Here is a 19,589-nt window from a genome sequence, read left to right on the forward strand (position 1 = left end):
AATGGTCCACTGGTCCCGTTAGAGCAGGACAGTAACAGCCGGCCGCCAGTAACGGAACCCTGGAACCATTTACGCTGGTGATCGCCGAGTACCGGATGAACCGGGGATGAAGTACTGGCCCACAAAGGGTCAATTGGCACCAGGCGCCCTGAGTACCCGTACTCAGGCGCGCCAACATCCTTGGTCCCACCATCGATTACATGCTGTGGTCAGATCCGGAGAACGAGCCGCCGAAGGACATGCGCGACGCCCAGGCGATGATGCGCCGGGCGGGCCTCTTCCTCGCCCTCGCCATGGTGGTGGCGATGGTCGTGGTGGGGATCCGCTGACGGTCCCCGGCGGCTCCACCGAGGGCCCGCGCCGGGCGCCCGGCACCTACGATGGCGCCCATGACTGCTCAGCGCCGCCTCGTCCTCGCCTCCCAATCCCCCGCCCGGCTCGGGCTGCTCCGCCAGGCGGGGCTCGCGCCCGAGGTCATCGTCAGCGGCGTCGACGAAGACGCCCTGAGCGCGCCCAGCCCCGCCGAGCTCGCCCTCGTGCTCGCCGAGGCGAAGGCGGACGCGGTGGCGGCCCGGCCCGAGGCGGCCGGGGCGCTGGTCATCGGCTGCGACTCGGTGCTCGACCTCGACGGCCAGGCCCTCGGCAAGCCCGCCGACGCCGAGGACGCCACGGCCCGCTGGAAGTCGATGCGCGGCCGCGCGGGCGTGCTCCGGACCGGGCACTGCGTGATCGACACGGCGACGGGCGAGCGCGCCTCGGAGACCGCGTCGACCGTCGTACGGTTCGGCGAGCCCACCGACGAGGAGATCGCGGCGTACGTGGCGAGCGGTGAACCCCTTTACGTGGCAGGGGCGTTCACGCTCGACGGCCGCTCGGCGCCCTTCGTCGACTCGATCGAGGGCAGCCACGGAAACGTCATCGGGCTCAGCCTGCCGCTGCTGCGCAAGCTGCTCGGCGAGCTGGGCGTCCCGATCACCAGCCTCTGGGCGTAAGGCCCGCCCAGGGCGCTCAGGCGGCGGCCGGGGCCCCGTTGGGGGCGCCGGGCGGCCCGTCCTCGGGCTCGGGCTCCACCTCCGGCGCGGGGCGCTGCCTGGCGTACGTCACCAGCACGAAGACGAGCAGCGCGAGCACGACCATGAGGTAGACGAACGCCTGCCAGCCGACGAGGCCGACGGTGAACGCGCCGAGCACGGCGTGCACCACCGCGCAGGCGATCAGCGTGATGCGGGCGAAGCGGCCGGGGGCGCGGTCGCGGATGCCGATGATCAGCAGCAGGACTCCGCAGACGACGAGGAAGAGCCCGAACAGGACGCCGGCGACCCACGCGCCGACGGAGATCGCGTGCGGTTCGATGCCGGCCATGGACATGTTCTGGTTGCGGGCGACCAGGCCGAGCACCCAGTTGACCAGCACGACACCGAGCGCCTCGACGAAGAGAACGAGCGCGGCCACGATGGCGATCAGTCGGCGCAGCACGCGCGACACCCCCTGTTACCCCTAGTACGGCTGTGGCGCGCACGCTACTAACCAGTAATGATTCGTACAAGGGTCCGTACAAGAACGATGACCCGTCGAGACCCCACGCGGCTCGCCACGTGGGGGCCGGGCCGCAAAGAATCATTCGGCCATTCGTAGGGACTCCACAAAGAAACCCGGGGCCGTGCTGACCCCCGGGACAGAGACCTTGCCCACACCACACCGCTACTGTGCGGTACGGGAGCCCGGCGTACCGTGGTGCGACAAGGGATTTCGCGACTTGAGCGTGCCTCGAATCACACTCCGTGTGGGCAAGCTCACCATTGGGGATGGGTCGTAAGCCAGTGTGCGGCTTCCCTAAACTCAGCTTGTTTCAAGGAGGGAGCCATCGTGCGCAAGGTGCTCATCGCCAACCGAGGCGAAATCGCTGTCCGTGTTGCCCGGGCCTGCCGGGATGCCGGGATCGCGAGCGTAGCCGTCTACGCCGATCCGGACCGGGACGCTCTGCATGTCAGGGCGGCGGACGAGGCATTCGCCCTGGGCGGTGACACCCCGGCGGCCAGTTATCTGGACATCGCCAAGGTGCTCGCGGCAGCGGCCGACTCCGGAGCGGACGCGGTCCACCCGGGCTACGGATTCCTGTCCGAGAACGCCGAGTTCGCCCAGGCGGTACTGGACGCGGGTCTGACCTGGATCGGCCCGCCCCCGCAGGCCATCCGCGACCTCGGCGACAAGGTCGCCGCCCGCCACATCGCCCAGCGCGCGGGCGCGCCGCTGGTCGCCGGCACCCCGGACCCGGTCTCGGGCTCCGACGAGGTCGTCGCGTTCGCCAAGGAACACGGCCTGCCCATCGCCATCAAGGCGGCCTTCGGCGGCGGCGGCCGCGGCCTCAAGGTCGCCCGCACCCTCGAAGAGGTCCCCGAGCTCTACGACTCGGCCGTCCGCGAGGCCGTCGCCGCGTTCGGCCGCGGCGAGTGCTTCGTCGAGCGCTACCTCGACAAGCCCCGTCACGTCGAGACCCAGTGCCTGGCCGACACCCACGGCAACGTGGTCGTCGTCTCCACCCGTGACTGCTCGCTCCAGCGCCGCCACCAGAAGCTGGTCGAGGAAGCCCCCGCGCCGTTCCTGACGGAAGCTCAGAACGCCGAGCTGTACGCCGCCTCCAAGGCGATCCTGCGCGAGGCCGGCTACGTCGGCGCGGGCACCGTCGAGTTCCTCGTCGGCGCCGACGGCACGATCTCCTTCCTGGAGGTCAACACCCGCCTCCAGGTCGAGCACCCGGTCACCGAAGAGGTCACCGGCATCGACCTGGTCCGCGAGATGTTCCGCATCGCCGACGGCGAGGCCCTCGGCTACGACGACCCCGTCATGCGCGGCCACTCCTTCGAGTTCCGCATCAACGGCGAGGACCCGGGCCGCGGCTTCCTGCCCGCCCCCGGCACCGTCACCGTGTTCGCGCCGCCGTCCGGCCCCGGCGTCCGCCTGGACGCCGGCGTCGAGTCCGGCTCGGTCATCGGCCCCGCCTGGGACTCCCTCCTGGCCAAGCTCATCGTCACCGGCGCCACCCGCGAGCAGGCCCTCCAGCGTGCCGCGCGCGCCCTGGCGGAGTTCAACGTCGAGGGCATGGCGACCGCGATTCCCTTCCACCGCGCGGTAGTTGTCGACCCCGCGTTCACGGCCGACCCGTTCCGCATCCACACCCGGTGGATCGAGACCGAGTTCGTCAACGAGATCCCGGCGTTCACGGCCACCGCCGACACGGACACGGACGAGGAGCCGGGCCGCGAGACGGTCGTCGTCGAGGTCGGCGGCAAGCGCCTTGAGGTCTCCCTGCCGTCCTCCCTCGGCATGACCCTGGCCCGCACCGCCGCGGCCGGCGGCGCCAAGCCCAAGCGCCGCGCCGCCAAGAAGGCCGGCTCCGCCGCCTCCGGCGACACCCTCGCCTCGCCCATGCAGGGCACGATCGTCAAGGTCGCGGTCGAGGAGGGCCAGGAGGTCAAGGAAGGCGACCTCATCGTGGTCCTGGAAGCCATGAAGATGGAGCAGCCCCTCAACGCCCACCGCTCCGGCACGATCAAGAGCCTCTCGGCGGAGGTCGGCGCGTCCGTCTCCTCCGGCGCGGCGATCTGCGAGATCAAGGACTGAGCCCCTTGACGCGAGGAGCCCCGGTCGCCAACGCGGCCGGGGCTCCTGCGTGTTGAGCGTCAGACGGTACGGAACGCTCCGGCCTTGACCCCGGCGACGAACGCGACGAACGCGCCCGCGGGGAGGTCGAGCACGGGGCCGGTCCGGTCCTTGGAGTCCCGGACCGGGACGGTGCCGCGTGGGGTTGCGAGGTTTGCGGCGACCTCGATGCACTGGCCGCCGTTGTTGCTGTAGGAGGACGTGAACCAACGGGGGGTTTCGTCGGTCTTCACGGGCTGTCCTTCCGGAGCTGTCAGGGTGTCAGATGCCGCGCAAATTACCCGACTTGACGCCCTCGATGAAGGCGGAGAACGCGCCAGCGGGGAGGTCGAGGATCGGACCGCCCTGATCCTTGGAGTCCCGGACCGGGACGGTGCCGCGCGAGGCGACGAGATTTGCGGCGACCTCGACGCAGTTACCGCCGTTGTTGCTGTAGGAGGATGTGAACCAGCGGGGGGTTTCGTCGGTCGTCACGGGATGCCCTTTCCTACCTGGTTGATCATGGCGACGGAGGCCGCCTGCGACAGCGCTTCAGCCTGTAGCTGATGGTAGGCCGTCAGCATGGGGAGCACCGAGGTGGTGTCCCGGTCCAGGTGGCCTCGCGTCTGAGCCTCGGCGTAGCCGACGACAGATCGGTCAGGCAACGTCAGCAAATTTACCGGCAGGTCGAACGTGCGCAGCTCACCTATAGCGAACGGCGCCACTTGGAGCACCGTGGTGGGGCGGGCAGCGAACTCGACCAACTGCTCAAGCTGATCACCCATGACGTCCCGCCCGCCGATCGGCCGTCGAATGCAGCTCTCGTCCATGACCACGAACACCAGCGGCGGGCGCTGCCGAACCAAGGCTTCCTGACGCTCCGCCAGGAATGCGACTCGCTCCGCCGCCTGCTCGGGCGTGATCGCACCACGCCGTACGGCGCTGTCAGCCAGCACCTGCGCGTACGCGGGCGTCTGCAACAGCCCGGGAATGATGCCGATTTCGTACAGCCGGATCTCAACTGCCCGCCCTTCGTGGGCGACGTATTCCGGGAAGCCCTCCAGCAGCACCCCGTGCCGGATCTCGCGCCACTCGCGCTCGAAGGCATCGCCTCCGAGTGCGGCATCAACTCGACGCGTGAAGCGCAAGGTTGGCATCTTACGACCAGTTTCCACCGACGAGATATGTGTGCTGGAGTACCCCATCTCCTCGCCCAGTTGGTCCTGCGTCCAGCCACGCTCCTCGCGCGACCTGCGCAGGCGCGCTCCAAACGCCGCTTGCGGGGAGCTCTCGGGGTCCAACTCCTTGACGTTCAAAGGTCGCCACCAACCTTTCGTCCCGTGCTGACACGTTGAACGGTTCCTGACTCTAAGCCACGCTCAATGCACTTGGTAGCGGAATGGCTACAGAGAGGAGCGCTGCCGTGTGCACGCAGAACGATTCGCCCCACGAACAGCAACCCACCCCCACCCCCGGCACGTTGATGGTGGACACCGGTCGGGCGGACCGGGTCGGAGAGTTCCGTGGGGTCGCCGGGCCCTACTGGTCGCTGCGGCCCATGACCGGCGGCACCGAGTGGGAGGCGGAGCCCGCCAGGGTCCGTCCCCCGACCCCCGCCGAGCGACTCGGCGCCGAGAACGCGCGGTGCAATGCCCGGAGCCGGGGGGACGTGCCGTGAGGGAGGGCGGGGTCGAGTACCGGTGCAGCGTGCGGGCCGAGCTCCGCATCGAGGGGTACGGCACCGCGATGCTGATCAACTCCTACGGCACCCCCTCTGCCGTGCTCGCCGCGTCGTGGCTGAGAGGTCAAGCCGCTTGGTGTGTAGGGCAGTTGGGGAGTGAGGATCCGTCGGGCAGGCAGCTCGCGGCATGGCTGCGCGACGACGCCACGCAGTGGGAGCTGTTCGCGGCGCTGATGGCGGGAGAGAGCGTCCCCGTACGGGTCGGCCGGGGCGGAACCACCGTATTGCTGCACGCGGGAAGTCATTCGCTTGCGACAGTGAAGGAGAACGGACAGTGAAGCTCACAATGACCGGCGGCGGGGACAAGCTTCCCGGCCAGCCCTACCCGGGACCGCATCAGCCGCCGAGCCCCGATGGCGGGCCCAGCGTCCCGAACCCGCCGAAGGCCGTCTAGCCGATGACCGCCGACGCACACCAGGACCGCCCCGGCCGTACCGAGCTGGGGCGCGTCCTCATGTCCGCGGGGGTGCTCACCAGCGACTGGGCTCCCGCGTTCGCCGCCGTTCCGCGCGCGGCCTTCCTGCCGGACCTGATCTGGCCGTTCGACATGGCGTCGGGGCAGAGCGTTCCCGTCTCCCGGACGCGGGAGCCGGAGCTCTGGCACGCGTACGCCGACGCCGACGTACCCGTCGTCACGCAGTGGGACGACGGCGCCCACTCCGGTACGCACCCCGGGGACGTCTCGACCAGTTCCGCGTCCATGCCGAGCGTCGTGTTCTCCATGCTCCGGGACCTGGACGTGCGGCCGGGACACCGTGCCCTGGAGATCGGCACCGGTACGGGATGGAACGCCGCGCTGCTCGCGCATCGGCTGGGCGACGACCGGGTCGTCTCCGTGGAGGTGGACGCGGCGGTGGCGGGCGGTGCGCGTGACGCCCTGGCGCGCTTCGGATATCGCCCTCAACTGGTTTGCGCGGACGGCTACTTGGGGCATCCCGCGACCGCCCCGTACGACCGGGTCATCGCCACGTGCGGGCTGCGGTCCATCCCGTTCGCGTGGGTGGAACAGTGCCGCCCGGGCGCGCTGATCGTCGCGCCCTGGGGGACGCACTTCACGCACGGGGACGCGGTGGCCCGGCTGGCCGTCGCCGAGGACGGGCGGAGCGCGTCGGGCCGGTTCACGGGGCCGGTGGAGTTCATGAAGCTCCGTGACCAGCGGCTGCCCGTCTTCGCCCATGCCGACTACGTTCCGCATGGTGTGGGCGAGGGAGATGAGACGTCCACCGCGGTCACCGAAGGGGAGTTGCTGGGCGGGCGCTTCGATCCTCGGGAGTTCGCGCTCGGGCTGCGCGTTCGCGACTGCGCGCTCGTGGTCGCCGAGAAGCGGGAGGGGGCCCGGCCGGTGTGGTTCTACGGGCTGGCCGACCGGTCGTGGGCGTGCGTCCAGTTCCGGGACGCGGGGCCGGCCCGGGTCTGGCAGGCGGGGCCGAGGCGGCTCTGGGACGAGGTGCGGGAGGCTCTCGCGTGGTGGGACGGGGTGGGGCGGCCCGGGTTCGACCGGTTCGGCCTGACGGTGTGCGGGTCGGGTGAGGTGGTGTGGCTGGACGCGCCGGACGGGGTCGTGCGCAGCGCCCCGCGCCCTTAGCGGGCTCGGGGCGGGGGCCGGGAAATGGGCTGCGCGCTGGATCCCCGCCCCGGACGACTGGCGCGGGCTCACCGGCGTCAGGCCGCGCTGTGCTCCGGCGCGGCGGCCCGGGGCTCGGAGTGCTCCTTCTTCATCGAGCGGACGGTCCACAGGACGAGACCGCCCACGAAGGCGACCATGAGCAGCTGCGACACGTTGGAGGCGACCTTGATCGGGAGCAGGTAGACGGCGGCGATGCGCAGCGAGGCGTCGATCAGGAGCGTGGTGCCCCAGACCAGCGTGACGCGGCGCCAGCGGGCCCGCATGGTGGACGTGTCCGCCATGGCGTCGAACTCGGCCGCCTGCCGCGTCCCGGCCTGGCGGGCGAATCGCTGCGCGGCGTAGTAGGCGAGGGGGCGGCGGACGGCGCAGCTGCCGACGAGCACCAGACCGGCCACGGCGGACTGAGCGGAGTCCTTGGCGAGGATGAACCTGGCTCCGCCGCTGGTGAAGCTCAGTGCCAGGCTCGCGCCGAACAGGAAGAGCAGGAACAGCGCGAACGGGTCGACCCGGCGCTGGCGGACCGCCACCCAGAGCATGCGCCCGCCGGCGACGAGGGTGCCGGTGAGCAGTGCGACGTAGGTGCTTGCCCCGAGCAGTTCGGCGGCGAAGTACGCCGTGACCGAAAGACCGATGTCGTAGAAGAGGGTGGCGACCATCGCATGCTTCACGGCACGGGACCGCGCGGTGCGGGTGCTGGTGTCGCCGTGGCCTGCGGGGCTCGACGGGTGTGCGGACATGGGGACCCCCTGGTGCGAAGGGAAGGGAGGAAGTCGACGTTCAGGACCGTCTGGGCAAAACGTTAGGGCGGCACCTGTCGCCTGTCCTGAGACGTCGGGGCCAGATCCGGGTGGAGATCGCGCCTCCACCCGGCTCCACCCCCCTCCTGCCGGGCAGCGGCGCCCGGGTCCCGGTACCAACCGGCCCCGAGCCACGGGCGGGCAGGCTGCCGTCGCGCCCGGGGTGGCATGCTGGGGGCATGGATGGGAAAACGGGTGCGGGGGCCCGGCCCCTGCGCGCGGACGCGCGACGCAACCACGACCGCCTCCTGGCCACGGCCAGAACCGCCTTCGCGGAACGCGGCACGGACACCTCTCTGGAGGACGTGGCCCGCACCGCAGGCGTGGGCATCGGCACCCTGTACCGGCATTTCCCCACCCGGCACGCCCTGCTGAGCGCGGTGTTCCAGAGCGAGGTGGACGTACTCCTCACCCGCTCAAGGGAGTTGCTGGACGCCGAGCGGCCCTGCACCGCGCTGATCGAGTGGCTGCGCGCCATCGTCACGCACGCCGGCCTCTACCGGGGCCTGGCCCGGGCCCTCATGTCGGCCTCGGGGGACGCGAGTTCGGCCCTGGCGCGGTGCAGCGAGCCGATGCGGGAGGCGGGCGACGCCCTGCTCGTACGGGCCCGGGAAGCCGGTTCCGTACGCGCCGACGTCACCATCGCCGACCTCCTGCAGCTGACCAACGCCATCGCGCTCGCCGCCGAACAGTCCCCGGAGGACCCGGAGTTGGCCGACCGACTGCTCGCCCTCACCTACCGGGGCCTCAAGGACTAGCGGCGGCGCAGGTCCGCCACTCTCGCCCGTTCGCCCGGTCCCTGCGGCTCGCCCATCGACGCCGCGCTGCGCAACTGCGGGCCCGCGCCGGGGGCGTGGGTGCGGCGCTGGCCGGGCAGCGGCATGTCGCGTCGGGGTGGACGGCCGGGGGCGGCCTCGCCGGCCGGGGCGCCCGAGGCGCCCGCCACGGCGATCTGCACCCCCTGGTCGGCGAGGGCCTGCAACTCGGTTGCGGCGCGGTCGTCGTGGCCCGGCGGCTCGTCGGTGACCAGGCGCGTGATCACGTCCGTCGGCACCGTCTGGAACATGGTGTCGGTGCCGAGCTTGGTGTGGTCGGCGAGGACCACGACCTCGGCGGCGGCCTGTACCAGGGCGCGGTCCACGCTCGCGGAGAGCATGTTGGACGTGGACAGGCCGCGCTCGGCCGTCAGGCCGCTGCCCGACAGGAAGGCGCGCGAGACCCGCAGCCCCTGGAGGGACTGCTCGGCGCCACTGCCCACCAGGGCGTAGTTGGAGCCGCGCAGGGTGCCTCCGGTCATGACGACCTCGACCCGGTTGGCATGCGCCAACGCCTGTGCGACCAAAAGGGAGTTGGTGACCACGGTCAGACCGGGGACCCGCGCGAGCCGGCGGGCCAGCTCCTGCGTGGTCGTCCCCGCGCCGACCACGATGGCCTCGCCCTCTTCGACGAGACCGGCGGCGAGGTCGGCGATGGCCGTCTTCTCCGCGGTGGCCAGATGGGATTTCTGCGGGAAGCCGGATTCCCGGGTGAAGCCACCCGGGAGCACCGCACCGCCGTGCCGGCGGTCTAGGAGTCCTTCGGCCTCGAGCGCCCGCACGTCCCGCCGTACGGTCACTTCGGAGGTCTGGACTACGCGGGCGAGCTCACGGAGCGAAACCGCCCCGTTGGCGCGCACCATTTCGAGGATCAATTGGCGACGTTCTGCAGCGAACACGAAACTGACAGTAACTTGGGCGGCCGAATGTTTTCAGCAGTTTGCGCCGAATAACAGAAGGTGAACCCAAAGGGGGTCGTCGAGTGGTATACGCCCCACGACGACCCCCGGGGTCCCGTTTCACACTCGCCAACCCCCTGTCCCGCCAGGGGAGTTACGCCTCTCCGGCCTTCTTGCGGGTGTGCAGCTGACGGGCCACCTCGGCGATCGAGCCGGACAGCGAGGGGTACACGGTGAACGCCTTCGCGATCTGTTCCACCGTCAGATTGTTGTCGACCGCGATCGAGATCGGATGGATCAGTTCACTGGCGCGCGGCGCGACGACACAGCCGCCCACGATGATGCCGGTGCCCGGACGGCAGAAGATCTTGACGAAGCCGTCCCGGATGCCCTGCATCTTGGCGCGCGGGTTGCGAAGCAGCGGGAGCTTCACGACCCGGGCCTCGATCTTGCCCGCGTCCACGTCGGCCTGGGTGTAGCCGACGGTGGCGATCTCCGGGTCGGTGAAGACGTTGGAGGAGACGGTCTTCAGGTTCAGCGGGGCCACCGCGTCGCCCAGGAAGTGGTACATCGCGATGCGGCCCTGCATGGCGGCGACCGAGGCGAGCGCGAAGATGCCCGTCACGTCGCCGGCCGCGTACACACCGGGGGCGGAGGTGCGCGAGACCTTGTCCGTCCAGATGTGCCCGGACTCCTTGAGGCGGACGCCCGACTCCTCGAGTCCCATGTTCGCGGTGTTGGGGATCGCGCCGACCGCCATCAGGCAGTGGCTGCCGCTGATGACCCGGCCGTCGGACAGGGTGACCTCGACGCGGTCGCCGACGCGCTTGGCGGACTCGGCGCGCGAGCGGGCCATGACGTTCATGCCGCGACGGCGGAACACGTCCTCCAGGACGGCGGCCGCGTCCGGGTCCTCGCCGGGCAGCACCCGGTCGCGGGACGAGACGAGGGTGACCTTGGAGCCCAGCGCCTGGTAGGCGCCCGCGAACTCGGCGCCGGTGACGCCGGAGCCGACCACGATGAGCTCCTCGGGCAGCTCGTCGAGGTCGTACACCTGCGTCCAGTTGAGGATCCGCTCGCCGTCGGGCTGCGCGTCGGGCAGCTCGCGCGGGCTGCCGCCGGTGGCGATCAGGACGGCCTCGGCGGTGAGCATCTCCTCGGTGCCGTCGGCGGCCGTCACGATCACGTCGCGGGTGCCGTCGATGCCCTGGGGGCCCGCGAGCCGGCCGCGGCCGCGCATGACGCGGGCGCCGGCCCGGGTCACCGAGGCGGTGATGTCGTGGGACTGGGCGAGCGCGAGGCGCTTGACGCGTCGGTTGACCTTGCCGAGGTCCACGCCGACGACGCGCGCGGACTGCTCCTCGGGAGGCGTGTCGTCGGCGACGAGGATGCCCAACTCCTCGTACGAAGAGTCGAAGGTGGTCATCACCTCGGCCGTCGCGATCAGGGTCTTCGACGGCACGCAGTCGGTGAGCACCGACGCCCCGCCCAGACCGTCGCAGTCCACGACGGTCACCTCCGCACCGAGCTGGGCGCCCACCAGGGCCGCCTCGTATCCGCCCGGTCCGCCACCGATGATCACGATCCGCGTCACGAAAAAGTCCGCCTCGTAGTGTCGATCCCGGCCTGCCTGCCCGCCCGGCCGGGGGTCCGGGGCGGGGCCCCGGGGGAACGCAGTACGTACTTCATTGTCCCGCACGCTTCAAGTGTCTTCGCCCCGGGGGCGCCATTCGGCCGCTTGGCGGGATACGGGCGGGATACGGAGGGAGCCCGGCGGTGGCGGGCGGCGCGAACTGCCCCGGTGGGTCACTGTCGTACCCTCGACACCATGTCGCTCTACGCCGCGTACGCCGGCAACCTGGATCCGCGGCTGATGACCCGCCGCGCCCCGCACTCTCCGCTGCGCGGCACCGGCTGGCTCAACGGCTGGCGCCTGACGTTCGGCGGGGAGCAGATGGGCTGGGAGGGCGCCCTCGCGACGATCGTCGAGGCACCCCGCTCCCAGGTCTTCGTCGCCCTGTACGACATCGCGCCGCTCGACGAGGAGTCGATGGACCGGTGGGAGGGGGTCGGGCTCGACATCTACCGCCGGATGCGGGTGCGGGTGCACACGCTCGACGGCGAGGAAGCGGCCTGGCTCTACGTACTGAACGGCTACGAGGGCGGTCTGCCCTCGGCCCGTTACCTGGGCGAGCTGGCCGACGCGGCCGAGTCCGCGGGCGCCCCGCACGACTACGTGATGGAGCTGCGCAAGCGCCCCTGCTGAGCCCCGCTCCGGGTCGGACGCGTCCGGCGGCGCCTTGTGACCGGGCTTTCGTGGGAAGCCACAAACGGATCCGGCAGGTCCGTTATCCTGCACATCTACGCGCGTAGGACTTCAGCGGTTACGCTCGTGCGCGTACATCTTCTTTACCGGGGGAAAACCCCCGGACCCGGCCGGACAGTCACCGGGCGGGACGACGTTCCTTCGCGAGGCGAGAGACTCAGTGAACGCATCTGCCACCCCGGACCTGCTCCAGGACGACCCTTACGCTGCCGCCGACGCCGCCGCCGCGCGCCTGCGCGAGCTCACCGGCGCCGAGACCCACGACGTCGCCCTGGTGATGGGCTCCGGCTGGGCGCCGGCCGTCGACGCCCTCGGCGCCCCCGAGGCCGAGTTCCCCGTGACCGAGCTGCCGGGCTTCCCCGCGCCGGCCGTCCAGGGCCACGGCGGCAAGATCCGCTCGTACAAGATCGGCGACAAGCGCGTCCTGGTCTTCCTCGGCCGCACCCACTTCTACGAGGGCCGCGGTGTCGCCTCCGTCTCGCACGGCGTGCGCACCGCCGTCGCCGCGGGCTGCAAGACCGTCGTCCTCACCAACGGCTGCGGCGGTCTGCGCGAGGGCATGCGCCCGGGCCAGCCGGTCCTCATCAGCGACCACATCAACCTGACGGCCACCTCGCCGATCATCGGCGCCAACTTCGTGGACCTCACCGACCTGTACTCGCCGCGCCTGCGCGCGCTGTGCAAGGAGGTCGACGCGTCGCTCGAAGAGGGCGTCTACGTCCAGTTCCCCGGCCCGCACTACGAGACCCCGGCCGAGATCAACATGGTCCGCGTGCTCGGCGGCGACCTGGTCGGCATGTCGACCGTGCTCGAAGCCATCGCCGCCCGCGAGGCCGGCGCCGAGGTCCTCGGCATCTCGCTCGTCACCAACCTCGCCGCCGGCCTGACCGGCGAGCCGCTCAACCACGAAGAGGTGCTCCAGGCGGGCCGCGACTCGGCGGCGCGCATGGGCGAGCTGCTCACCCGGGTACTCGACCGCATCTGATCCCTTCTCGTCCCTTCTCGCGAAAGGCTGACAACGTGACGCAGGACCTGATCGCGCGGGCCGAGGCCTGGCTGGCCGAGGACCCCGACAGTGAGACCCGCGAAGAGCTGGCCAAGCTCATCGAGAGTTCGGCGGACGCCGAGCACGCGGCGGAGCTGGCCGCACGGTTCAGCGGCACGCTGCAGTTCGGCACCGCCGGGCTGCGCGGCGAGCTGGGCGCCGGGCCGATGCGGATGAACCGGTCGGTCGTCATCCGGGCCGCCGCCGGGCTCGCCGCGTACCTGAAGGCGAAGGGCCAGGGCGACGGGCTCGTCGTCATCGGCTACGACGCCCGCTACAAGTCCGCGGACTTCGCGCGGGACACGGCGGCCGTCATGGTCGGCGCCGGCCTCAAGGCCACGGTCCTGCCCCGGCCGCTGCCGACGCCCGTACTCGCCTACGCCATAAGGCACTTGGGCGCCGTCGCGGGCGTCGAGGTGACGGCCAGTCACAACCCGCCGAGGGACAACGGCTACAAGGTGTACCTCGGCGACGGCTCGCAGATCGTGCCGCCGTCGGACGCGGAGATCGCCGCCGAGATCGCCGCGGTCGCCTCACTGCACGACGTGCCGCGGCCCGAGAGCGGCTGGGAGGTGCTCGGCGAAGAGGTCCTGGACGCCTATCTGGCGCGTACGGACGCGGTCCTGACCCAGGGCTCGCCCCGCACCGCGAACGTCGTCTACACGGCGATGCACGGCGTCGGCAAGGACGTGCTGCTCGCCGCCTTCGCGCGGGCCGGGTTCCCCGAGCCGGTGCTCGTGGCCGAACAGGCCGAGCCCGACCCGGCGTTCCCGACGGTCGCCTTCCCCAACCCGGAGGAGCCGGGCGCGATGGACCTGGCGTTCGCCACGGCCCGCCGCAGCGAGAGCCGGGACGGCGGGGTGGATCTCGTGCTCGCCAACGACCCGGACGCCGACCGCTGCGCGGCCGCGGTCAAGGACCGCGACGGCGAGTGGCGGATGCTGCGCGGCGACGAGGTCGGCGCGCTGCTCGCCGCCCACCTGGTCACCAAGGGCGTGACCGGTGTCTTCGCCGAGTCGATCGTGTCGTCCTCGCTGCTCGGCCGCATCGCCGAGGCCGCGGGGCTCGGCTACGAGGAGACGCTCACCGGGTTCAAGTGGATCGCCCGCGTCGACGGTCTGCGCTACGGCTACGAGGAGGCGCTCGGCTACTGCGTCGACCCCGAGGGCGTGCGCGACAAGGACGGCATCACGGCCGCCCTGGTCTTCGCCGAGCTCGCCTCCGTCCTGAAGGAGCAGGGCCGCACGGTCCTGGACCTGCTCGACGAGCTGGCGCTGGCCCACGGCCTGCACGCCACCGACCAGCTGTCGGTCCGCGTGGAGGACCTGACGGTGATCTCGGACGCGATGGCGCGCCTGCGCGAGCAGCCGCCGACCGCGCTCGCGGGTCTCGCCGTCACCAAGGCGGAGGACCTCACGGAGGGCACCGGGCACCTGCCGCCCACCGACGGTCTGCGCTACTACCTGGAGGGCGCCCGGGTGATCGTGCGCCCGAGCGGCACCGAGCCCAAGCTCAAGTGCTACCTGGAGGTCGTCGTGCCGGTCGGCTCCGCCGACGAGCTCGACGCGGCCCGCGCCAAGGGCGCCGAGCTGCTCGCCGGGATCAAGAAGGACCTCGCGGCGGCCGCCGGCATCTGACGGAAGGTCAACACGAGGGAAAAGCCGGGGCGGTGGTCAAAGGACCACCGCCCCGGTCCTGCTTTCGGGTGATTTCGTACGGCAGTTGACGCAGCGGTGCCACATCCGGCGGGGGCTTGCGAGAAAGGGTGACCCGTACGTCTCGCCGCGCCCGAGCCAAGGAGCTGTCGCAGTGCCCCCGACCGCGCCGCCCCCCACGACGACCACGGTCCGTGGCCCCGTCCCCGCCGCCCGCCGGCACCCGGCTCCGCGCGGCACCGGCGGGCGCCCACCGGCCCGGGACCGGGCGCGCACCGCGCTCGCGCACGCCGGGCCCGCGCTCCTCGGCTATCTCGCCGTACGCCTCTTCGGCACGCTCGTCCTCGCCCAGTGGGTCCACGTGCGCCACCACGGACTCTGGCCGGTGCTCGCCAAGTCCTGGGACTCCAACTGGTACCTCGGCATCGCCGACCACGGCTACGAACACGCCCTGCACGCAGGGGAGTTGAACGACCTCGCCTTCTTCCCGCTGTATCCGGTCCTGGTGAAGGCGGCCGCCGCGGTCACGCCGGGCTCGCGGGCCAGCGTCGCCCTGGTCCTCGCGATCGGGTTCTCGGTGGTCGCCGCGTGCGGGGTGTTCGCGGTGGGCGACCACCTGCACGGCCGGCGCACCGCCACCCTGCTCACGGTGCTGTGGGCCGCGCTGCCGGTCGGGGTGGTCCAGTGGATGGGCTACACCGAGTCCCTGTTCACCGCGCTCACGGCGTGGGCGCTGCACTGCGCGCTGAACCGGCGCTGGCTCTGGGCGGGCTCCCTCGCGGCGCTCGCGGGCCTGACCCGCCCCACCGGCATCGCGATCGCGGCCGCGGTCTCGCTGGCCGCGATCGCCGCCCTGGTGCGGGCCCGCCGATGGGAGTGGCGCACGGTCGCGGGCGGCCTGGTGGCGCCGCTCGGCTGGTTCGCGTACGTGGCCTGGGTGGGGGTGCGGATCGGCCGCTGGGACGGCTACTTCGCGGTGCAGAAGGTGTGGGACAACCAGTGGGACGGCGGCGTCGGCACCCTGCGCGAGATGCGCGACCTGCTGGTGTACGCGAACCGGCCGCCCCTGTTCCTGGTCCTGGTCACGCTGGTCCTGATCGTGGCCGGCGCGCTGTACGTGCTCTCGCTCGCCGACCGCCAGCCGCTGGTCCTGCTCGTGTTCACCGGCGTCCTGCTGCTGGTCGTGCTCGGCAGCGGCGGCGTCTACTTCCCGAGGGCCCGCTTCCTCATCCCCGGCTTCCCGCTGCTGCTCCCGGTCGCCCTCGCGCTCACGCGGGCCCGCCGCACGGTGACCGCCCTGGTGCTCGGCGCGGCCGCCCTGTCGTCGGCGTGGCTGGGCGCGTACATGCTGCTGGTGTGGAACGGGCCCCCGTGAGCGGACCCGGCGGTCCCGGGCAGGGGCCGGGGTGGTCCGGGGCAGGGCCGCGTGCGCGCCTCGGCCCCGCTGGACCGGCCCGCCCCGCGCGGGCTCAGCCGATGACGAGCAGGACGACGAACAGGACCGCCCCGGCGGCCGCGGGCGCGATGACCTCGTAGGCCCAGCGGATGCTCACCGGGCCCTGGGCGCTCTCGCGCGAGGCGCCCTGCTCGGCGAGGTCGCGCAGGTCCCGGATGGACTGGTCGGTGGGCGCCATCCGCGCCTTGGTGTCGGTGACGTCGGCCGTGACCGACACCCCCATCTGCCCGTCGACCGTCGCGTCCCGCACCTGACGGCGGGCGGCCCGCTTGCGCTGGCGCAGCGAGACGGGGATCGCCCAGAGCTGGTACTTGCCGCCCGCCTGGTCGAAGACCTCGCTGGAGTACCCGGCCCGTACGTCCGCGACCGATGCCCAGGGCAGCGTGATCGTCCGGAACGGATTGCGCACGAGCATCCGGTCGGCGCTCGCGAACACGGCCGGGCGGAAGCTGAAGGCCACGATCAGCGGCACCGCGCACAGCAGCACGGCGAGCGAGAGCCAGGGGGCGTTGCCGTGGCCCTGGACCACGGCGTCGACGCCCAGCCAGATGCCGATCGCAAGCAGCAGCGCGCCGCCGGCGATGCCGGGGGCTGAGCGGTAGGTCCGGTCGGCGTAGGCCGGCTCGGCGGGCGGCGTGGGGCTCGTCATGGCCCGATTCTGCCTCACGCCCCCCGGGCGCCCTTCGCTCAGGCCACCAGATCCGCGTACAGGATGATGTTGTCGGGCCGGTGGCCGCCGGTGAGCTCGCCGCCGCAGGTGATGATCCGCAGCTCGGGGCGGTCGGTGTCGCCGTACACCTTCTGGGTCGGGAAGGTCTTCTTGTCGACCTGTTCGAGCGCGCGCACCTTGAACTCCGCGGTCCTGCCGTCGGCGCGGACGACCGAGACGGCGTCGCCGACCTTGACCTTGGAGACGTTCCGCAGGACCGCGGGGCCCTCGACGGTGTCGAAGTGCCCGATGAGCACGGCGGGCCCCTTCTGGCCGGGGGTGACGCCCTTGTCGTACCAGCCGATCCGCCCGGCGTCGGCGACGGAGGGCACCTCCACGGTGCCGTCGGCGGCGAGCCCCAGGTCCAGGACCGGGCCCGCGTCGACCCCCGCCGCCGGGATCCGCACCCGCACGGGCTTGGAGGCGGGCAGTGCGGCGGCGGCCTCGGGGGCCGCGGGGGCGCTGGAGGCGGCGGAGATGCTGGGGGGCGGAGTGGGCTTCGTGGTGTCGGCGCCGCAGCCGGCGGCCGTGGCGCCGACGGCGAGGACGAGCAGGGCGGCGGCGGCCGAACGGGCCGCGCGGATGCGGGACATGGGGTGCTCCGGTCGGGCTGAAGAGCGGCGGGCCTCCCCTCGGGAAGGCCCGCCCGGGGACGATCAGATACGGGCGCCGGAGCGCCGCCGCACCACGACGAACCCGATGCCACCGGCGGCGGCGACCGCCGCGCCGCCCACGAGCAGCGCGCCCTTGTCGGTGCCGCCCTGCTTGAACTCGGCCCCGGCCGCGACCGCGCCCTTGGGCACGACGGTGGTCTGACCGCCGTTCTGGGCCGGGGTGTTGACGGAGGTCTTGGCGGGCTTGTCGGCCGAAGTGCCGTCAACGGCACAGCCCTTGGGGAGCTTAGGGAAGGAGCGGTAGCCGTAGGAGGTGTTCCCGCCCTGCGTCTTGAACTTCAACTGGGGTGCGGACCCATAGGAGTTGAGGATCTCGGCGTAGATGCCGGCCGACTCGGGCAGCTTCGGGTGCCGGCGGTCGAGCGTGCCCAGGCGGGGGGCCGGGCTGCCGTCGGCGTCCCCGAACGTCACCGAGGGGCCCTTGGTGCCCATCGTCAGGATGGCGTCCGTGCCGGCCCCGATGTTCTCGCGCCGCGTCACCGTGCAGCCGTTGGCGGTCGTCCCGGCGGGCCGCACGACCGGCTTCGTCGACGGCGTACCGGTCGGCTTCGGCGCGGGCTTGGTCGCGGCGCCCTTGGGAAGGGCGTACGTCGTCACGGTGCCGTCGGGGGCGGTGATCCGCAGGACCGGCGTGGTGGTGTCGGCCTTGAGCAGCTGCGCCTTGAGGCCGGGGAGGTACTCCTTGGCCGTGTAGTCGGGGGTCTGCCGGTTCACCGCGGCGATCACCTTGACCGCCCAGGCGTCGCCGGGCTTCCAGTTGGGGCCGACCGCGCGCAGCCAGGCCTCGGGGCCCTCGGCGCCGTTGCGGAGCACCGCGATCACGCCGTGTCCGGCGTCCTTGTGGACGAGGACCTTCTCGCCGTCGTAGCGGTCGGCGGACGCGCCGGCGGTGACGGTGGTCTGCGCCGGAGTCGCCGCGAACGCGGCGGCGGGGGTGAGGAGGGCTCCGGCGAGGGCGGCGACGGCGATCGCGGCGCGGAGCGGGGTGCGGGCGTAGGTCGACATGAACGACTCCATGGAACAGGGCGGCCGACGGGCCGGAAAGGAAGAAGTGGAGGTCGCATGCCGCCTCCTCTGCCGGGTGGGGCCGTTGAGGCTGGGCGGGGCTGCAAACAGAAATCTAGTGATCACCTGTGCGAGAAGCGTCCGCTCCATGTCACGAAGGTGTGACAGGCCTCACCCCCGGCCACCTGCACTCCGGGGGCTGTACAGGCAGCTACGCGCGTAGATATGCTCATCTGGTGACCATGCCCACCAATGCACCCGCAGCTGCCTTCGCCGACGCGACCGCGTCCGACGGCGCGCTGCGCCGCTTCCTCCACGGGCTCCCCGGCATCGACCCGGTGGGCCTGGAAGCGCGCGCCGCGTCCCTCGGTACCCGTTCGATCAAGACCTCGGCCAAGGCGTACGCCATCGACCTGGCCATCTCGATGATCGACCTGACGACCCTGGAAGGCGCTGACACCCCGGGCAAGGTCCGGGCGCTCGCCGCCAAGGCCGTCCACCCCGACCCGACCGACCGCACCACCCCGCACACCGCCGCCGTCTGCGTCTACCCGGACATGGTGGCGACCGCCAAGGAGGTGCTGAAGGGCTCGGAGGTCAAGGTCGCGTCCGTCGCCACCGCCTTCCCGGCGGGCCGCGCGGCGCTGCCGGTGAAGCTCGCGGACGTACGGGACGCGATCGCGGCCGGTGCCGACGAGATCGACATGGTGATCGACCGGGGCGCGTTCCTGGCCGGTCACTACCTGAAGGTGTACGAGGAGATCGCGGCCGTCCGCGCCGAGTGCGGCGAGCGGGCCCGGCTCAAGGTCATCTTCGAGACCGGCGAGCTGTCGACGTACGACAACATCCGCCGCGCCAGCTGGCTCGGCATGATGGGCGGCGCCGACTTCATCAAGACCTCGACGGGCAAGGTCGCGGTCAACGCCACGCCCGCCAACACCCTGGTGCTGCTCGAAGCCGTACGGGACTTCCGTGCCCAGACCGGGACCCAGGTCGGCGTGAAGCCGGCCGGCGGCATCCGCAACACCAAGGAAGCCGTCAAGTTCCTGGTCCTGGTCAACGAGACCGTGGGCGAGGACTGGCTGGACAACCACTGGTTCCGCTTCGGCGCCTCCTCGCTGCTCAACGACCTGCTGATGCAGCGTCAGAAGCTGGCGACCGGCCGCTACTCCGGCCCCGACTACGTGACGGTGGACTGATC

Annotated in this window: 22 protein-coding genes; 12 read left to right on the forward strand and 10 right to left on the reverse strand. The window is 71.8% G+C overall.

The genetic code is table 11. The features are described 5' to 3' along the window. Positions 1 to 200: 200 nt before the first annotated feature. Both mmpB and ACFYZA_RS12020 read left to right on the forward strand, forming a co-directional pair. Positions 201 to 329: a morphogenic membrane protein MmpB gene (gene mmpB / locus ACFYZA_RS12015; protein ID WP_388489664.1), complete on the forward strand. Its 129-nt coding sequence runs from the start codon at positions 201 to 203 to the stop codon at positions 327 to 329. A 51-nt stretch (positions 330 to 380) separates the two neighbouring features. Further along, complete coding sequence (locus tag ACFYZA_RS12020) at positions 381 to 992, forward strand: Maf family protein (RefSeq protein ID WP_388489667.1); 612 nt, start codon at positions 381 to 383, stop codon at positions 990 to 992. 16 nt (positions 993 to 1,008) lie between these two features. Here the strand turns inward: ACFYZA_RS12020 and ACFYZA_RS12025 are convergent, their stop codons facing one another. Further along, complete coding sequence (locus ACFYZA_RS12025; protein ID WP_382599340.1) at positions 1,009 to 1,473, reverse strand: hypothetical protein; 465 nt, start codon at positions 1,471 to 1,473, stop codon at positions 1,009 to 1,011. A gap of 393 nt (positions 1,474 to 1,866) precedes the next feature. Here ACFYZA_RS12025 and ACFYZA_RS12030 point away from each other — a divergent pair, with 393 nt between their 5' ends. Beyond that, positions 1,867 to 3,621 carry an acetyl/propionyl/methylcrotonyl-CoA carboxylase subunit alpha gene (locus ACFYZA_RS12030; RefSeq protein ID WP_382599305.1) on the forward strand — a complete coding sequence of 585 codons (1,755 nt, stop codon included), beginning with the start codon at positions 1,867 to 1,869 and terminating at the stop codon, positions 3,619 to 3,621. Between the two features lie 59 nt (positions 3,622 to 3,680). On the opposite strand, the gene ACFYZA_RS12035 is transcribed toward ACFYZA_RS12030, so the two are convergent. The 3 genes from ACFYZA_RS12035 to ACFYZA_RS12045 are packed head-to-tail and all read right to left on the reverse strand — an operon-like array spanning position 3,681 to position 4,955. Further along, positions 3,681 to 3,893, reverse strand: a complete 213-nt coding sequence (locus ACFYZA_RS12035) for a DUF397 domain-containing protein (RefSeq protein ID WP_384495072.1) — start codon at positions 3,891 to 3,893, stop codon at positions 3,681 to 3,683. 28 nt (positions 3,894 to 3,921) lie between these two features. Next, the gene (locus ACFYZA_RS12040) at positions 3,922 to 4,134 is read right to left on the reverse strand and encodes a DUF397 domain-containing protein (RefSeq protein WP_384495070.1); all 213 of its coding nucleotides are present in this window, start codon (positions 4,132 to 4,134) and stop codon (positions 3,922 to 3,924) included. Next, the gene (locus ACFYZA_RS12045) at positions 4,131 to 4,955 is read right to left on the reverse strand and encodes a helix-turn-helix domain-containing protein (protein WP_388489671.1); all 825 of its coding nucleotides are present in this window, start codon (positions 4,953 to 4,955) and stop codon (positions 4,131 to 4,133) included. The genes ACFYZA_RS12040 and ACFYZA_RS12045 overlap by 4 nt, the downstream gene beginning before the upstream one ends. Before the next feature lie 167 nt (positions 4,956 to 5,122). On the opposite strand from ACFYZA_RS12045, the gene ACFYZA_RS12050 reads away from it, so the two are divergent. From ACFYZA_RS12050 to ACFYZA_RS12060, 3 genes are all read left to right on the forward strand, one after another. Beyond that, entirely contained in the window at positions 5,123 to 5,317 is a 195-nt protein-coding gene (locus tag ACFYZA_RS12050; RefSeq protein ID WP_382599342.1) for a hypothetical protein, read from the forward strand. Beyond that, entirely contained in the window at positions 5,314 to 5,658 is a 345-nt protein-coding gene (locus ACFYZA_RS12055) for a hypothetical protein (protein ID WP_382599311.1), read from the forward strand. Before ACFYZA_RS12050 ends, ACFYZA_RS12055 begins: the two co-directional genes overlap by 4 nt. Positions 5,659 to 5,777: 119 nt before the next feature. After that, positions 5,778 to 6,965, forward strand: a complete 1,188-nt coding sequence (locus ACFYZA_RS12060; RefSeq protein ID WP_388489674.1) for a methyltransferase domain-containing protein — start codon at positions 5,778 to 5,780, stop codon at positions 6,963 to 6,965. 77 nt (positions 6,966 to 7,042) lie between these two features. On the opposite strand, the gene ACFYZA_RS12065 is transcribed toward ACFYZA_RS12060, so the two are convergent. Continuing rightward, the gene (locus ACFYZA_RS12065) at positions 7,043 to 7,744 is read right to left on the reverse strand and encodes a VC0807 family protein (RefSeq protein WP_388489677.1); all 702 of its coding nucleotides are present in this window, start codon (positions 7,742 to 7,744) and stop codon (positions 7,043 to 7,045) included. Between the two features lie 239 nt (positions 7,745 to 7,983). On the opposite strand from ACFYZA_RS12065, the gene ACFYZA_RS12070 reads away from it, so the two are divergent. After that, positions 7,984 to 8,562: a TetR/AcrR family transcriptional regulator gene (locus ACFYZA_RS12070; protein WP_382599317.1), complete on the forward strand. Its 579-nt coding sequence runs from the start codon at positions 7,984 to 7,986 to the stop codon at positions 8,560 to 8,562. Here the strand turns inward: ACFYZA_RS12070 and ACFYZA_RS12075 are convergent. Together ACFYZA_RS12075 and ACFYZA_RS12080 are read right to left on the reverse strand one after the other, a co-directional pair. After that, a complete protein-coding gene (locus ACFYZA_RS12075; protein ID WP_382599319.1) occupies positions 8,559 to 9,518 on the reverse strand; it encodes a DeoR/GlpR family DNA-binding transcription regulator in 960 nt (319 codons plus the stop codon). The genes ACFYZA_RS12070 and ACFYZA_RS12075 overlap by 4 nt on opposite strands. Before the next feature lie 154 nt (positions 9,519 to 9,672). Further along, positions 9,673 to 11,112, reverse strand: a complete 1,440-nt coding sequence (locus ACFYZA_RS12080; RefSeq protein WP_382599321.1) for an NAD(P)H-quinone dehydrogenase — start codon at positions 11,110 to 11,112, stop codon at positions 9,673 to 9,675. 234 nt (positions 11,113 to 11,346) lie between these two features. On the opposite strand from ACFYZA_RS12080, the gene ACFYZA_RS12085 reads away from it, so the two are divergent. The 4 genes from ACFYZA_RS12085 to ACFYZA_RS12100 all read left to right on the forward strand — a co-directional run bounded on the left by ACFYZA_RS12085 (position 11,347) and on the right by ACFYZA_RS12100 (position 15,919). Beyond that, on the forward strand, positions 11,347 to 11,784 hold the full coding sequence (locus tag ACFYZA_RS12085; protein WP_100575073.1) for a gamma-glutamylcyclotransferase: 438 nt from the start codon (positions 11,347 to 11,349) through the stop codon (positions 11,782 to 11,784). 220 nt (positions 11,785 to 12,004) lie between these two features. Further along, positions 12,005 to 12,829, forward strand: coding sequence for a purine-nucleoside phosphorylase (locus ACFYZA_RS12090; RefSeq protein ID WP_100574784.1), 825 nt, complete (start codon positions 12,005 to 12,007; stop codon positions 12,827 to 12,829). A gap of 35 nt (positions 12,830 to 12,864) precedes the next feature. Then, positions 12,865 to 14,526 carry a phospho-sugar mutase gene (locus ACFYZA_RS12095; protein ID WP_388489682.1) on the forward strand — a complete coding sequence of 554 codons (1,662 nt, stop codon included), beginning with the start codon at positions 12,865 to 12,867 and terminating at the stop codon, positions 14,524 to 14,526. A gap of 172 nt (positions 14,527 to 14,698) precedes the next feature. Continuing rightward, on the forward strand, positions 14,699 to 15,919 hold the full coding sequence (locus tag ACFYZA_RS12100) for a hypothetical protein (RefSeq protein WP_388489683.1): 1,221 nt from the start codon (positions 14,699 to 14,701) through the stop codon (positions 15,917 to 15,919). Between the two features lie 94 nt (positions 15,920 to 16,013). Here ACFYZA_RS12100 and ACFYZA_RS12105 read toward each other — a convergent pair whose 3' ends face one another. The 3 genes from ACFYZA_RS12105 to ACFYZA_RS12115 form a co-directional block, all read right to left on the reverse strand. Continuing rightward, complete coding sequence (locus ACFYZA_RS12105; RefSeq protein ID WP_382599326.1) at positions 16,014 to 16,649, reverse strand: PH domain-containing protein; 636 nt, start codon at positions 16,647 to 16,649, stop codon at positions 16,014 to 16,016. A 38-nt stretch (positions 16,650 to 16,687) separates the two neighbouring features. Continuing rightward, positions 16,688 to 17,302, reverse strand: coding sequence for a class F sortase (locus ACFYZA_RS12110; protein WP_388489686.1), 615 nt, complete (start codon positions 17,300 to 17,302; stop codon positions 16,688 to 16,690). 63 nt (positions 17,303 to 17,365) lie between these two features. Then, positions 17,366 to 18,388, reverse strand: coding sequence for a hypothetical protein (locus tag ACFYZA_RS12115; protein WP_388489687.1), 1,023 nt, complete (start codon positions 18,386 to 18,388; stop codon positions 17,366 to 17,368). Positions 18,389 to 18,624: 236 nt separating this feature from the next. Here ACFYZA_RS12115 and deoC point away from each other — a divergent pair, with 236 nt between their 5' ends. Continuing rightward, positions 18,625 to 19,587: a deoxyribose-phosphate aldolase gene (deoC, locus tag ACFYZA_RS12120; RefSeq protein ID WP_382599332.1), complete on the forward strand. Its 963-nt coding sequence runs from the start codon at positions 18,625 to 18,627 to the stop codon at positions 19,585 to 19,587. The last annotated feature ends 2 nt before the right edge of the window (positions 19,588 to 19,589 follow it).

It is taken from the genome of Streptomyces sp. NPDC001828 (genome assembly GCF_042892175.1).
GTDB lineage: Bacteria > Actinomycetota > Actinomycetes > Streptomycetales > Streptomycetaceae > Streptomyces.